At 71.8% G+C, this 13,979-nt stretch carries 11 protein-coding genes and 2 pseudogenes; 6 read left to right on the top strand and 7 right to left on the bottom strand.

Translation table 11 applies throughout. The annotated features are described in order from the left end of the window. Nucleotides 1-99 precede the first annotated feature (99 nt). The 3 genes from AB0M76_RS08405 to AB0M76_RS08395 all read right to left on the bottom strand — a co-directional run bounded on the left by AB0M76_RS08405 (nucleotide 100) and on the right by AB0M76_RS08395 (nucleotide 3,818). Nucleotides 100-756: a superoxide dismutase gene (locus AB0M76_RS08405; protein WP_365952148.1), complete on the bottom strand. Its 657-nt coding sequence runs from the start codon at nucleotides 754-756 to the stop codon at nucleotides 100-102. 185 nt (nucleotides 757-941) lie between these two features. Further along, complete coding sequence (locus AB0M76_RS08400; protein WP_365952147.1) at nucleotides 942-2,366, bottom strand: amino acid permease; 1,425 nt, start codon at nucleotides 2,364-2,366, stop codon at nucleotides 942-944. A gap of 96 nt (nucleotides 2,367-2,462) precedes the next feature. Continuing rightward, the gene (locus AB0M76_RS08395) at nucleotides 2,463-3,818 is read right to left on the bottom strand and encodes an amino acid permease (RefSeq protein WP_365952146.1); all 1,356 of its coding nucleotides are present in this window, start codon (nucleotides 3,816-3,818) and stop codon (nucleotides 2,463-2,465) included. A 345-nt stretch (nucleotides 3,819-4,163) separates the two neighbouring features. Between AB0M76_RS08395 and AB0M76_RS08390 the strand changes: the two genes are divergently transcribed. Next, entirely contained in the window at nucleotides 4,164-4,745 is a 582-nt protein-coding gene (locus AB0M76_RS08390) for a biotin transporter BioY (RefSeq protein WP_365952145.1), read from the top strand. Between the two features lie 90 nt (nucleotides 4,746-4,835). Here AB0M76_RS08390 and AB0M76_RS08385 read toward each other — a convergent pair whose 3' ends face one another. Further along, nucleotides 4,836-6,269: an amino acid permease gene (locus tag AB0M76_RS08385; protein WP_365952144.1), complete on the bottom strand. Its 1,434-nt coding sequence runs from the start codon at nucleotides 6,267-6,269 to the stop codon at nucleotides 4,836-4,838. 218 nt (nucleotides 6,270-6,487) lie between these two features. Between AB0M76_RS08385 and AB0M76_RS08380 the strand changes: the two genes are divergently transcribed. Together AB0M76_RS08380 and AB0M76_RS08375 are read left to right on the top strand one after the other, a co-directional pair. Next, entirely contained in the window at nucleotides 6,488-6,973 is a 486-nt protein-coding gene (locus tag AB0M76_RS08380; RefSeq protein ID WP_365952143.1) for a ribose-5-phosphate isomerase, read from the top strand. Between the two features lie 72 nt (nucleotides 6,974-7,045). Further along, a complete protein-coding gene (locus AB0M76_RS08375; protein ID WP_266667035.1) occupies nucleotides 7,046-7,852 on the top strand; it encodes a DNA-formamidopyrimidine glycosylase family protein in 807 nt (268 codons plus the stop codon). A 25-nt stretch (nucleotides 7,853-7,877) separates the two neighbouring features. Here AB0M76_RS08375 and AB0M76_RS08370 read toward each other — a convergent pair. Next, nucleotides 7,878-8,712: pseudogene (locus AB0M76_RS08370) on the bottom strand (GNAT family N-acetyltransferase). Between the two features lie 117 nt (nucleotides 8,713-8,829). On the opposite strand from AB0M76_RS08370, the gene AB0M76_RS08365 reads away from it, so the two are divergent. The 3 genes from AB0M76_RS08365 to AB0M76_RS08355 all read left to right on the top strand — a co-directional run bounded on the left by AB0M76_RS08365 (nucleotide 8,830) and on the right by AB0M76_RS08355 (nucleotide 13,336). Beyond that, on the top strand, nucleotides 8,830-9,972 hold the full coding sequence (locus tag AB0M76_RS08365; protein WP_365952142.1) for a PP2C family protein-serine/threonine phosphatase: 1,143 nt from the start codon (nucleotides 8,830-8,832) through the stop codon (nucleotides 9,970-9,972). 125 nt (nucleotides 9,973-10,097) lie between these two features. Further along, a complete protein-coding gene (locus AB0M76_RS08360) occupies nucleotides 10,098-10,961 on the top strand; it encodes an ABC transporter ATP-binding protein (RefSeq protein WP_365952141.1) in 864 nt (287 codons plus the stop codon). After that, nucleotides 10,961-13,336: an ABC transporter permease gene (locus AB0M76_RS08355; RefSeq protein ID WP_365952140.1), complete on the top strand. Its 2,376-nt coding sequence runs from the start codon at nucleotides 10,961-10,963 to the stop codon at nucleotides 13,334-13,336. Before AB0M76_RS08360 ends, AB0M76_RS08355 begins: the two co-directional genes overlap by 1 nt. Before the next feature lie 107 nt (nucleotides 13,337-13,443). On the opposite strand, the pseudogene AB0M76_RS08350 reads toward AB0M76_RS08355, so the two are convergent. Both AB0M76_RS08350 and AB0M76_RS08345 read right to left on the bottom strand, forming a co-directional pair. Then, nucleotides 13,444-13,542 (bottom strand): annotated as a pseudogene (locus AB0M76_RS08350) (ATP-binding protein); the annotation flags it as partial. Further along, nucleotides 13,539-13,916, bottom strand: a complete 378-nt coding sequence (locus AB0M76_RS08345) for a DUF4232 domain-containing protein (RefSeq protein WP_365952139.1) — start codon at nucleotides 13,914-13,916, stop codon at nucleotides 13,539-13,541. The gene AB0M76_RS08345 and the pseudogene AB0M76_RS08350, both read right to left, overlap by 4 nt. Between the last annotated feature and the right edge of the window lie 63 nt (nucleotides 13,917-13,979).

Here is a 13,979-nt window from a genome sequence, read left to right as displayed (position 1 = left end):
CCCCCGCAAGTCACGTCCTTGCGGGGGTCTTCCGTTGGACACGCCCGCACGCGAAGGCTGAGAAGACGATCACGAGGCGGACGGCTTACGGGGCTGTGATCAGCCCTTGGCGGGGATCAGCAGCGGGGTGTTCGCCTTGGCGTCGGCGTAGCGCTTGGCCACGTCCTGCCAGTTGACGACGTTCCACATGGCCTCGATGAAGTCCACCTTCTGGTTCCTGTACTGCAGGTAGAAGGCGTGCTCCCAGGCATCGAAGACCAGGATCGGCACCGAGGCCTGGCCGACGTTGCCCTGGTGGTCGTAGATCTGCTCGACGAGCAGGCGGCCGCTGACCGGCTCGTACGCGAGCACGCCCCAGCCGGATCCCTGCGTGGCGGAGGACGCGAACGTCAGCTGCTTCTTGAACTTCGCGAAGGAGCCGAAGGACTCGGCGATGGCGTCCGCGAGCTCGCCGATGCCGTCCGCGGCGGTGGGCTCGCCGCCGCCCTCACCGGTCGTCGGGCTGGCCATGTTGTGCCAGTAGATGCTGTGCAGGATGTGGCCGGAGAGGTGGAAGGCCAGGTTCTTCTCCAGGCCGTTCAGCGCGCCCCAGTTCTCCTTGTCGCGCGCCTCCTCCAGCTGCTCCAGCGTGGTGTTGGCGCCGGCGACGTAGGCCGCGTGGTGCTTGTCGTGGTGCAGCTCGATGATCTGCGGGTTGATCACCGGCTCGAGCGCCGCGTAGTCGTACGGAAGCTCAGGAAGCGTGTAGATGGCCATGCGTGTTATCCGGTCCCCTCAGCGTGCCAACTGCTTATTGCAATCAATGCGCAACTGCACGCTAGCAGTATCTATTCCAGTGATCACATAAGGGTTACCTGACCTCGTTGCGTGTGCCCCGGGTACGACGAAGGCGCTCCCCGTGCCCGGTGGCAAGGGGAGCGCCTTCGTCGTGTGAGGGCCGGTCAGGCCCGGGCCGCAGCCCGGCGCTGCATCACGTAGCCGGTTGCCGCGAGGGCGAGGGTGAGGCCGCCGGTGAACACCACCTGGACCCGGGTGTCCTCGCCCAGGACCATCAGGACCAGGACCCCGGCCACCCCGGCCAGCGCCACCCAGGTCAGGTACGGGAAGCCCCACATCCTCACGACCAGCTTCTCGGGGGCCTCCCGCTCCAGCCGGCGCCGCAGCACGAACTGCGAGACGGCGATGAAGCCCCAGACGACGAGGATGACCCCGCCGACCATGTTCAGCAGCCAGGCGAACAGGGTGTCCGGGTACCAGTACGACAGCAGCACGGTGACGAAGCCGAACCCGCAGGAGGCGAGCACCGCGCGGCGCGGCACCCGGCCGCTGACCTTGCCCAGCGCCTTGGGGCCCTGGCCGCGGGAGACGAGCGAGTGGGCCATCCGCGAGGCGCCGTAGACGTTGGCGTTCATCGCCGACAGCAGGGCGATCAGGATGACCACGTTCATGATCTCGCCGGCGGCCGGGATGCCCAGGTGGTCCAGGGTGGCCGCGTACGGGCCCTCCCCGGTCACCGCCGGGTCGTTCCACGGCAGCAGCGTGACGATGACCAGCATGGAGCCGACGTAGACGATCGCGATCCGCCACATGGTGGTCTTCACTGCCCGGGCCACGCCCTTGACGGGGTTGTCGGACTCGGCTGCCGCGATGGTCACCGTCTCCAGGCCGCCGTACGCGACGACCGAGGCCAGCAGTCCGACCAGCAGGCCGTCCATGCCGCCCGGCAGGAACCCGCCGTTGTGCAGCAGGTTGGCGGCGCCGGGAGAGGAGGTGCCGGGCAGCAGGCCCAGGACGGCCAGCACGCCCAGGCCCAGGAACAGCGCGATCGCACCGATCTTGAGGGCGGCGAACCAGAACTCGAACTCGCCGAAGTGGGAGACGGCGGCCAGGTTGGTGCCGCAGAACAGGGCCATGAAGGCCAGCACCCACATCCAGGACGGAGTGCCGGGGAACCAGCCGGTCATGATGTGCGCCGCGCCGATCGCCTCGATGGCCACGCCCACGCACAGCAGCGTCCAGAACATCCAGCCGGCCGTGAACCCGGCCCAGGGGCCGATCGCCCGGTCCGCGTGCACGGAGAACGAGCCAGAGGCGGGGTTCGCGGCGGACATCTCGCCGAGCATCCGCATCACGAACATCACGAACATCACGAGCAGCCCGGACGCGGCGTACGCGATCACGATGGAGGGGCCCGCGGCGGCGATGCCTGCGCCGGAGCCGACGAAGAGGCCGGCGCCGATGACCCCGCCGAGGGCGATCATCGAGAGGTGGCGCTGCTTGAGGCCGTTGCCGAGGGGGGATCCGCCGTCGGCCGGCGCTGCCGTGCCGTGCTGCTGCTCGGGGGGTGTGATGGTGCTCTGACTCATGGGGCCATACTGCCCACCGTCCGATTATCGAACATGCGGCGTCCAGTATTCGGACGGTCGATATCCGGACGGTGGGCTTGAAATGTGGTGCAGGCGTCAGGCCCGGCGCGCCCGGATCTCCCGCACCCACGCCACCACCAGCACGGCCGCCGCCGCACCCGTGGACCACAGCAGCTGCGGCCGCGCCGAGTCGTCGAACAGCATCAGCACCAGCACCGCAGCCATGCCGACCAGCGCCGCCCACGTCAGGTACGGGAAGCACCACATCCGCAGCGTGAGGCGCTCCGGCATGTCCCGCTCCAGCGCGCGGCGCAGCTTCAGCTGCGAGACCGCGATCAGCGCCCACACGAACAGCAGCACCGCGCCGACCGCGTTGAGCATGTAGAGGAAGACCGTGTCCGGCCACAGCAGGTTCAGCACCACCGACACGAAGCCGAAGGCCACCGAGGCGAACACGGCCCGGCGCGGCACTCCGCCGCCGGACACCTTCAGCAGCGCCTTGGGCGCCTCGCCGCGCTCGGCCAGCGAGAACACCATGCGGGAGGAGCCGTACAGGTTGGCGTTGAGCGCGGAGAGCAGCGCCACGAACACCACGATGTTCATGATCTGGCCCGCCGCCGGGATCCCGATGGAGTCCAGCACCGCGACGTACGGGCTCTCGCCCGGCTTCAGCGAGTCCCACGGCAGCAGGGTGACGATGACCACCATCGAGCCGACGTAGAAGAAGAGGATGCGCCACACGGCGCTGCGCACCGCGCGCGCCACGGACTTGGCCGGGTCGTCGGACTCGGCTGCCGCGATGGTGACGACCTCCAGGCCGCCGAAGGCGAAGATGACGGCGAGCATGCCGGCGACCACTCCGCCGAAGCCCTCGGGGAAGAAGCCTTCCTGGCCGGTGAGGTTGGCCATGCCGATGGGGTCGGTGTCCGGCAGCAGGCCGAAGATCGCGAGGGTGCCGAGGATCAGGAACAGCACGATCGCGCCGACCTTGAGGGCCGCGAACCAGAACTCGAACTCGCCGAAGTTCTTCACGGCGGCCAGGTTGCTCACGGTGAAGACCACCATGAAGATCAGCACCCAGACCCACTGGTCGACCGAGGGCAGCCAGCCGTTCGCGATCTTCGCCGCGCCGGTGGCCTCCACGGCCAGCACCACGACCAGCAGGAACCAGTAGAGCCAGCCCGCGGAGAACCCGGCCCAGCGGCCCAGCGCCCGCTCCGCGTACACGGAGAACGAGCCGGAGGCGGGCATCGCCGCCGACATCTCGCCGAGCGCGCGCATCACCAGCATGGCGAGGGCGCCCGCCAGCAGGTACGAGCAGATGATCGCGGGGCCGGCGATGCCGATGCCGGCGCCGGAGCCGACGAACAGCCCGGCGCCGATCACGCCGCCGAGACCCAGCATGGTCAGGTGGCGCTGCTTGAGGCTGTGGCTGAGGGGTTCTGCCGGCATCTCGGTCCCCGGAGGTGGGGTGGGCCCGGCGGGCGGTGCGGTGGGCAAGCGGTCGCGCATGAGTGGGTGCTCGTACTCTCGTGCTCGGCAGCGGCGGTGGGGGCTCCGCAGAGGATTGGCGGGACCCTACAGTCTCGCCGGACGGCGCCCCTCCGTGCAAAACGGACGTGTTGTCTGAATCTGGCTCGTGACGCGGATCACTGCATGTCAGGTGTGAACCGGCCTCTTTGTGTACTCCCCACCAAACCGGTGAGTAGGGCTTTGTCCCGGCCGGCGGTGGGGAGGCGCCCTGCCGCGCATTAGCGTCGGTGATCGTCCCGTCACCCTCACTCCGCGGAGCCTCCGATGAGCACTGCTTCCGTCTCCTTCCGCCCCGGCGCCGTCCTCGCCGACCTGCTGCCCGCGAGCCGCGTCCGCGACATCGCGCTCGTCGTCGGCGGAGCCGCGCTCACCGGCCTGGCCGCGCAGCTCTCCGTGCCCGTCCCCGGCTCCCCGGTCCCGGTCACCGGCCAGACCTTCGCGGCCCTGCTGGTGGGCACCGCCTTCGGTGCCCGCCGCGGCTTCCTCTCGCTCGCCCTCTACGCGCTCGTCGGCATGGCGGGCGTGCCGTGGTTCGCGGGCGGCACCTCCGGCGCGGGCGGCGCCTCCTTCGGCTACGTGCTCGGCATGCTGCTCGCCGCCACCGTCGTGGGCGCCCTGTCCCGCCGCGGCGCCGACCGCTCGGTGCTCCGTACGGCCGCCACGATGGCGCTGGGCTCCGCCCTGATCTACGCGGTGGGCGTCCCGTACCTGGCGCTGTCCACCGGGATGTCGTTCGGCGCGGCCGTCGCGGCGGGTCTGACCCCGTTCCTGATCGGCGACGCGCTCAAGGCGGCGCTGGCCATGGGTCTGCTGCCCGCCACCTGGAAGCTGGTCGGCCGCAAGTAGCCCCCGTACGGCAAGCGCTGCAAGCACAGCAGCCCCGGACCACGCGAAGTGGTCCGGGGCTGCCGTGCTTGCCTGCCTGCCTGGACGTGCCTAGACGCGCTCGGCAGCCTTGCGGCGCATGTCGCGCACCACGCCGATGACCAGCACGACGGCGGCGACCAGCAGCGACAGCATGACCGTCTCGCGGTTGTCCTTGTCGTAGACCATGTAGGCCAGGACGAAGGTGATCATCGCTGCGGTGGCCCACGTCAGGTACGGGAAGAGCCACATCTTGACCGTCAGCTTCTCCGGCGCCTCGCGCACGAGGATCTTGCGCATCCGCAGCTGGGTCAGGCAGATGACCAGCCACACGAAGAGCGCGATCGCACCCGAGGAGTTCAGCAGGAAGCTGAAGACCGTGTCCGGAGAGGAGTAGTTGAAGTAGACGGCGGCGAAGCCGAAGACCACCGAGCCCAGGATCGCGGCCGTGGGCACGCCCCTCTTGCTGACCTTGGCGAAGACCTTGGGTGCGTCACCACGCTCGCCCAGCGAGAACGCCATGCGGGAGGCCGTGTACATGCCCGAGTTCAGGCAGGACAGCACGGCGGTCAGGACGATCACGTTCATGATCTGGCCGGCGTGCGCGATTCCGATGGAGTCCAGGGCGGCGACGTACGAGCCCTTGTCGACGATCGACTTGTCGTTCCACGGCAGCAGGGTGAGGACGATGAAGATCGAGCCCAGGTAGAAGACGCCGATGCGCCAGATCACCGAGTTGGTGGCCTTGGTGACCGCGCGGCGCGGGTCCTCGGACTCGCCGGCCGCCAGGGTGACGATCTCGCTGCCCATGAAGGAGAAGACGACCATCAGCACACCGGTGAGGATGGAGCCCCAGCCGTTGGGCATGAAGCCGCCGGCGTCGGTGAGGTGGGCGAAGCCCGCGCCAGGGTTGTCCGAACCCGGCAGCACGCCGAAGACGGCGAGCATGCCGACGATCACGAAGGCGCCGATGGCGACGACCTTGATGCCGGCGAACCAGAACTCGAACTCGCCGTAGGAGGCGACGGAGCCGAGGTTGGTGATCGTCAGGACCACCATCACGATCAGGGCCCAGCCCCACTGCGGGACGGCCGGGACCCAGCCCTCGAGGATCTTCGCACCGGCGGTCGCCTCCACGGCGAGCACGACGACCCAGAAGAACCAGTACAGCCAGCCGATGGAGAAGCCGGCCCAGCGGCCGAGCGCCCGGTCGGCGTATGCGGAGAAGGAGCCCGAGTTCGGGCTGGCGGCGGCCATCTCGCCGAGCATCCGCATCACGAAGACGACCATCGCGCCGACGAGGAGGTACGAGATCAGGATGGCGGGGCCGGCCTTGGCGATACCGCCGCCGGAGCCGACGAACAGGCCGGCGCCAATGACGCCGCCGATGGCGATCATGGACAGGTGGCGGTTCTTGAGACCGGCCTTCAGACCGTCGGAGGGCTGACCGTCACCGTTGTTTCCGGTGGGGTTGCCTTCCTTCTGAAGGGTCGTCGTGGAGCTCATGGACGGATCCTTAGGTTCTCGGGTTGCGAGCCCCGGCATTCAAACCTGAGATGAACGCAGGGCGGAAGACCCCAATCCGGATCGTTGCGTAGGGACGAACGTCCAGGACCTTGGTCCCCCCTGTCCCATCTGCGCTCTTTGGGTTTACTTGAGCTTTAGAAGTGACTTACGCGACACCCTCTGCGGGCCTTCCGGCACGCTCGTGCCACACTCGTCCCATGCGCGTGTACCTCGGATCCGACCATGCCGGCTTTGAGCTCAAGAACCACCTGGTGGACTGGCTCAAGAACAACGGCCACGAGCCCGTCGACTGCGGGCCCCACATCTACGACGCGGTGGACGACTACCCGCCGTTCTGCCTGCGCGCCGCGGAGAAGACCGCCGCGGACGCCGACGGCCTCGGCATCGTCATCGGCGGCTCCGGCAATGGCGAGCAGATCGCCGCGAACAAGGTCAAGGGCGTCCGCGCCATCCTGGCCTGGAGCGTCGAGACCGCGAAGCTCGGCCGTGAGCACAACAACGCCAACGTGATCTCCGTCGGCGGCCGCATGCACACGCAGGACGAGGCCGTCGCCTTCATCGAGGCCTTCCTGGCGACCCCGTACTCCGGCGAGGAGCGCCACACCCGCCGCATCGACATGCTCTCCGCGTACGAGACCACCGGCGAGCTCCCCCCGATCCCGGCCCACCACCCGCAGGGCTGATCTTCCGCTTCGCCGTGCCGCCGTGGCCTCCGGCCCGGCGGCACGGCCGTTTCCAGAGGTAGGAGCAGTGCAGTGCCCGAGGGGCATACGATCCACCGCCTCGCCCAGGACCACACCGAGCGCTTCGCCGGGCGGCCGGTCCGGGTGAGCAGCCCGCAGGGCCGCTTCGCAGAGAGCGCCGCCCTGCTCGACGGGCGGGACCTGGAGAGCGCCGAGGCACACGGCAAGCACCTGTTCCTGGAACTCGGCGACGCCTGGATCCACATCCACCTCGGCCTGTTCGGCAAGCTCGGCTTCGGCCCCGCCCCGGCGCCCCCGGCCACCGACACGGTCCGGTTGCGGCTGCTCAATGCGGAGCACTGGGCCGATCTGCGCGGCCCCACGGCCTGCGCACTGATCGGCGAGGCCGAGAAGAAGGCGATACACGAGCGGCTCGGCCCCGACCCGCTGCGCCCGGCCGACGACCCGGACCGCGCGTGGAAGCGGATCTCCCGCTCCCGCACCACCGTCGCCGCCCTGCTGATGGACCAGAAGGTGATCGCGGGCGTCGGCAACGTCTACCGCGCCGAGGTCCTCTTCCGGCACGGCATCGACCCGTACCGGCTGGGCAAGGACCTCGCGCGCGGTGAGTGGGACGCCATGTGGGCGGACCTGGCGGTGCTGATGCGCGAGGGCGTACGGAACAACCGGATCGACACGGTCCGCGACGAGCACCTGCCCGAGGCCATGGGCCGCCCGCCGCGCGTGGACGACCACGGCGGCGAGGTGTACGTCTACCGCAGGGCGAACATGCCCTGCCACATCTGCGGGGCCGAGGTCCGCACCGCCGACCTGGCGGCGCGGAACCTCTTCTGGTGCCCGTCCTGTCAGACCCGCTGAGGCCGGACCCGGTGAAGCCGGCGGCTCAGAAGCCGTGCGGGAGCCAGGGGGCCACATCGGCGGTGAAGGCCCGCGAGGCCGCCGCCAGGGCGCCGGGGCGCAGCTCGCGTACCCGGCCGGCCGTCGCCAGCGCGGCCAGGGTGATCCCGCCGAGGTACGCCGAGCCCAGCTCCCGGGCCGACAGCCCGGGTGTACCCGACCACCTCGCCGTCGGCCCGCTCCGCCACCACGCACTTCAGCGGCGAGGCGCCCTCGCGCATCGCCTCCGGATCCAGTACCGCCAGCCGCTCCCAGCCGGGCAGCCGCGCCGGCATGCCGGGCCGCCGCGCGACCAGCTCCGCGTACACCTGCTCGCAGTCCGGCAGGGCCTTCTCCGGATCGACGAGCCGCAGCCGCACCTCGTCCGTCCCCGGCGGCACCGAGAGCCGGACGCGCGTGCTGTCGATGGCCAGGGCCAGCGCGTACGACGCGATGCCGTAGCCGAACCGCCCGTAGATCGCCGCCTCCGAGGCCGTCAGCACGGCGAGCGGCTCGCCACCCGCCCGGATGTCGTCCAGTTGGCGACGCATCATCGACGTGAGCACGCCCCGGCGGCGGTGCGTCGGCGCGACACCCACCATCGTGACCCCGGCCGCGGGCACCACCGCGCCGCCCGGCACCGACAGGCGGAACGAGAAGGCGCCGGCCGAGCCGACGCAGGTCCCGCCCTCCCAGACGCCCAGCGAGCGCCCGAGCTCCGTCAGGGACTTGTAGAGTTCCCGCTCCTGGGGAGACTCGGGCACCCCGCCGAACGCCAGTTCCAGGTGGTCGTACCAGACATCCCACTCATCAGCCTGCAATACGCGCATCTCAAGAGCCATACGGCCATCCTTACCAGGGCATTCCGTCACAGTCGAAGGGTTTTCGACCGGCCGGAGCCCTCAGGTCCGGGGGTCCCCCTGCGCATGCACAGCCAGGATGGATAAGGTCCCGAAGCAATGGCCGGAGCACGCATGGAGACGCTCATGGCCCGGACGCGCATGCTGTCGCACCGGGCTCGCACCGCCCTGCGCAAATCCGCCGTCGACTACTTCCGCGGGGACGCCTCCGACTGGCTCGCCTTCGCCGGGCTGCTCCTGACCATCCCCGCCATCGCCTGCGGCACGATCATGCTGCCGGTCTGGTTCTCGCCCTCCGCCCTCGTCCTGCCGATCGTCGCGGGCGGGCTGCTGCTGCGCCCCGCGAGCCTGCTCGCGCTGTACGCGGCCTCCGCGGCGGCCCTCATCGTCGAGGCCCTGGTCCTCGGGCCGTACACCCTCGGCCCCGCCCGGGTCACCCCCGGCACGGTCCTGGTCGTGGCCGCCTGCGGATTCTTCGGACTCGTCATCGCACAGTTCCGCAGCCGCGTCGGCGTGCCCTGGCGGCGTGGCGGCACCATGCTCTTCGACCTGCGCGAACGCATCCGGGTCCAGAGCAAGCTGCCCGCCCTGCCGCGCGGCTGGCACCGCGAGATGGCCCTGCGCCCGGCCGGCGGCCAGTCCTTCTCCGGAGACTTCGTCGTCGCCGCCCGCACGAACGGCGGCCGGACCCTCGAGGTCGTCCTGACCGACGTCTCCGGCAAGGGCATGGAGGCCGGCTCCCGCGCCCTGCTCCTGTCCGGGGCGTTCGGCGGCCTCCTCGGCGCCCTGCCCCCGCACGGCTTCCTGCCCGCCGCCAACGGCTACCTGCTCCGCCAGGACTGGGACGAGGGCTTCGCCACCTCCATCCACCTCGTCCTGGACCTGGAGACCGGCGACTACGAACTCCTGTCCGCCGGCCACCTGCCCGCCCTCCAGCTCTCCGCGGGCACCGGCCGCTGGCAGGAGAAGTCCGGCGAGGGCCCGCTGCTCGGCGTCTACGACGGCGCCGAGTTCGAACCCGCCCGCGGCAACCTGCGCCGCGGCGACGTCCTCATGCTCTTCACGGACGGCCTCGTCGAGACCGCCGACCGCGACATCAGCGAGGGCATCGACCGCCTCACCGGCGAAGCCGACCGCTACGTCGCCGCCGGCTGGGACGGCGCTGCCTGGCACCTGATCGAAAAGGTCGCCAAGGACGTCAACGACGACCGCGCGCTCCTCCTGATCCGCCGCTCAACCTGAGCCCGGATCGCTCGCGGTGGGGTTTTCCCCACCAGTGATCCGCCTGGCTGCGCCATGTCCGCCCCCGTACCTCCGTCCGTAGCGTCGAGACCACGGTCATCGACGGACACGGAAGGCGGCACACCATGGGGCTCCGGCGGAGCAGGCGGCAGCGCGAGACGGGGCAGACGGCGTCCGGTGCGCCGAACGGCACGGGGCACGGCACGGCGTCCGGTACGCCGTACGACACGGGGTACGACAGCACCGCCGCCGTCGAGCTGCGCGGCGTACGGCGCGAGTACGGGCGGGGGGCCGCCACCGTGCACGCCCTGCGCGGCATCGACCTCGGCCTGCCCCGCGGCAGCTTCACCGCCGTGATGGGGCCCTCCGGCTCCGGCAAGTCCACCTTCCTGCAGTGCGCGGCCGGACTCGACCTGCCCACCGCGGGCTCCGTCCGCCTCGGCGGCACCGAGATCACCGGCATGAACGAGAACGAGCTCACCGAACTGCGCCGCAGCCGCCTCGGCTTCGTCTTCCAGGCCTTCAACCTGCTGCCCTCCCTCACCGTGGAGCAGAACGTGCTGCTCCCGATGCGGCTCGCCGGCGGCCGCCAGGACCGGGGCCGGGCCGCCGACCTGCTCGCCCGCGTCGGCCTCGAGGGCAAGGGCCGGCGCCGCCCCGCCGAGCTCTCCGGCGGCCAGCAGCAGCGCGTCGCCATCGCGCGGGCCCTGATCACCCGGCCCGACGTCGTCTTCGCCGACGAGCCCACCGGCGCCCTCGACACCACCGCCGCCGCCGAGGTCCTCGGGCTGCTCCGGGCCGCCGTGGACTCCATGGGCGCCACCATCGTCATGGTCACCCACGACCCGGCCGCCGCAGCCCACGCCGACCAGGTGCTCTTCCTCGCCGACGGGCTGATCGCGGACCGGCTGCCGCACAGCTCCGCCGCGACCATCGCCGACCGGATGACCGCCCTCACCGCCCCGGCGTACGCGGGAGCGGCCGCCTGATGCTGCCCCGCCCCAACGGCCTGGCCCGGGCGGCGGTCCGCTTCCGCCCCGCCGCCTTCGCCGGCACCTTCATCGCCCTGCTCATGACCGTCGCCATCGTCTCCGCCTGCGGCATCCTGCTGGAGAGCGGAGCCCGGGCGAGCGTCCCGCCCACCCGGTACGCCCAGGCCCCCGTCGTCGTGGCCGCCGACCAGCAGATCCGCCGGCAGGTGGGCAGCGGCGAAGGCTCGTACGAGGAATCCGTGCGGGTCCCGGAGCGGGCCCGGGTCGACGCCGCCCTGCTGGAGCGGCTGGCTCCGCTCGGGCGGGCCGTCCCCGACGTGGTCTTCCCCGTACGGGGGGACGCGGGCTCTGCCGTGGAGGCTTCGGGCTGGGGGGCGTCGGCCTTCACGGGTGCGCAGCTCGGCCAGGGCCGGGCCCCGGTGGCTCCGGGCGAGGTCGTGCTGGGTACGGGTGCGGGGTTCGCAGGAGACCGCGTATCGCTCGACACCCCGGTCGGGAAGCGGGAGTTCCGAGTCGTGGGACACGCCGAAGGCACCGGTGTCCGGTTCTCCGACGCCGAGGCCCGGACCCTCTCCGGGCACCCCGGCACCCTCGACGCCGTCGTCCTGTTCGATGCCGACCCGGCCCGGGTCCGCGCCGCCGTCGACGGCCGCGCCCAGGTGCTGACCGGCGCCGCCCGCGCCGTGGACCCGCAGCTCGCGGGCGCCAAGGAGATGCTGATCGGCCTCGGCGGCTCCTTCGGCGGCACCGCCACCCTCGTCGCCGTCTTCACCGCCGCCGCAACGGTCGCGCTCTCCGTCGGGCAGCGCTCCCGCGAGTTCGCCCTGCTGCGCGCGGTCGGAGCCACCCCGCGGCAGATCCGCCGCACCGTCGCCACCGAAGCCCTGCTCGTCGCACCGGTCGCGGGCGCGCTGGGCTGCGTACCCGGAATCGGCCTCGCCGCCTGGTGGTTCGGGCAGCTCAAGGCCAAGGGCGCCATCCCGGCCGGGGTCGACCTCGCCGTCACCTGGATCCCCCTCGTCTCGGCTGTCGGCATCGGCCTCGTCGCCGCGCTGCTCGCCGGCTGGGCCGCCGCCCGCCGGCCCGCCCGGATCCGTCCCGGCCAGGCGCTGGCCGAGGCCGCCGTGGAACGCCTCCGCCCGGGGTGGATCCGTACGCCGCTCGGCCTCGCGGCCGTGGCCGGCGGGACCGTGTGCGCGGGTCTGGCCGCCGGCGGCTCCGGCGAGGACGCCGCCAACGCCGCGCTCGGCGTCGTCATGCTCTTCATGCTGGCCGTGGCCCTGCTCGGCCCGCTGATCGCCCGCGCCTGCGCCGCCGTACTCGGCCTCCCGCTGCGCGCCGGCGGGGCGTCCGGCTCGCTGGCCGCCGCCAACTCCCGGGCCCACGCCCGCCGGCTCGCCTCCGCGATCACCCCGATCGTGCTCGCCATGGCCTTCGCCTCGACCCTGGTCTTCCTGCACACCAGTCAGGAACGGGCCGCCCGGCAGCAGCAGGAGGCCGGACTGCTCGCCGACCACGTGATCACCGACCCGCCCTCCGACGCCCGCGCAGGCGTCGCGATCACCCGTTCCTCGGTCCTCGTGATGGCCGGCAGCGGCGGCGAACGCCGACTGCAGTCCGCATCGGCCCAAGGCGTCGCGGGCGATGTCACCACCGTCCAGGACCTGGGCGTACGCGAGGGCAGCCTCGCCGCGCTCCCACCCGGCACGGTGGCCGTGGACCGCAGCCTCGCCGACTCCGCACACGCCGCCGTCGGCGACCGCATCGAACTCCGCCTCCCGGACGGAGCTTCGGCGACTCCCGAGATCGTGGCCGTCTACACCCGTGGCCTGGGCCTCGGTCAGGTCACCCTCCCCACGGCCGACCTGACCGGCCACACCACGGCCGGGCACGCCACCGAGCTCCTGATCCGCGGTCCGGTGCCGGCGGACCTCGGCCCGGCGGTGTCCGCCTCGGCGGTGCCTGCCTCGGCCTGGACCACCGCCCAGGACCTGGACCGCGAGCTCAACGCCTGGGCCAACACCACCATGGCGGCCGTCCTCGGCGGCTTCGCGGCCGTCGCCGCCGCCAACACCCTGGTGATGACCGTCCTCGACCGCCGCCGCGAGCTGCGGATGCTGCGCCTCGTCGGCTCCACCCGCCGCCAGGTGTTCCGGATGCTCCGCTGGGAGGCCCTCCTGATCGGCGGCGCGGGCGTCACCCTCGGCAGCGCGATCGCCCTGGCCACGCTGTTCCCGCTGACCAAGGCCCTCACCGGAGCGCCCCCGCACATCCCGCCGATGCTCTACGCCTCCTTCGCAGCGGCGGCCCTCGCCCTGGGCCTGACCGCCACCACCCTCCCGGCCCGCTGGGCCCTCCGCCGGGAAAGGTAGGACCCCCCGGTCGCACCGGATGTGCCGGACACCGACCAGCGCGCGCCGCCGCAACCGGCCGCGGAGCGCGCCTTCGGTGTCCGGGGCCGCCCGCAGCCCCGGCACGGCTCCGGATCGCAGACGACGCTGCCGGGCAGCCGCCGGTGCAGCTCGTACGCGGTCTGTGTCTGCCCGCCCCCGTAAGGTCCGTTGAGCCGGATGATCACCGGGCCGGCGTCTTCCAGGGGCCGATCCCGAGCTTCCCGGTGTTCCCGAGGTCGACGGAATGGCCGAGCTCCAGCTCAACCCGGGGCGCGCCGGCCCGCGGGGTCACGTCCAGCACCCATCCCTCGGCGGCCGGCACCGTCGCATCGGTCACCAGGTTCCGCCACACCATCATGACCGTGGCCGCCTGGCCGGGCCGGAGCTCCACCCTCTGAGGGGCACCCTCCACGCCGGTCGGCGCGGACGTGATCTCCTCCGACCCGTGCACGACCGCGACTTCCACCGGAACCCGCTTCTTGTCCAGCAGCCGGATCTCCGGATAGCCCTCGAGTACGTACGGCTGCGTGCCGCAGTTGACCAGCTGGACGTCGGTCACCCGAAGCCCCATCGCGGCATTCCCGTCCCCTTCGAGCAACCGCACCCCGCCCTCGGGACAGCC

It is taken from the genome of Streptomyces sp. NPDC051364, from assembly GCF_040682115.1.
Taxonomy (GTDB): domain Bacteria; phylum Actinomycetota; class Actinomycetes; order Streptomycetales; family Streptomycetaceae; genus Streptomyces.
The sequence above is the reverse complement of the archived record's forward strand: the minus strand, read 5'-3'. Positions and strand labels throughout refer to the sequence as shown.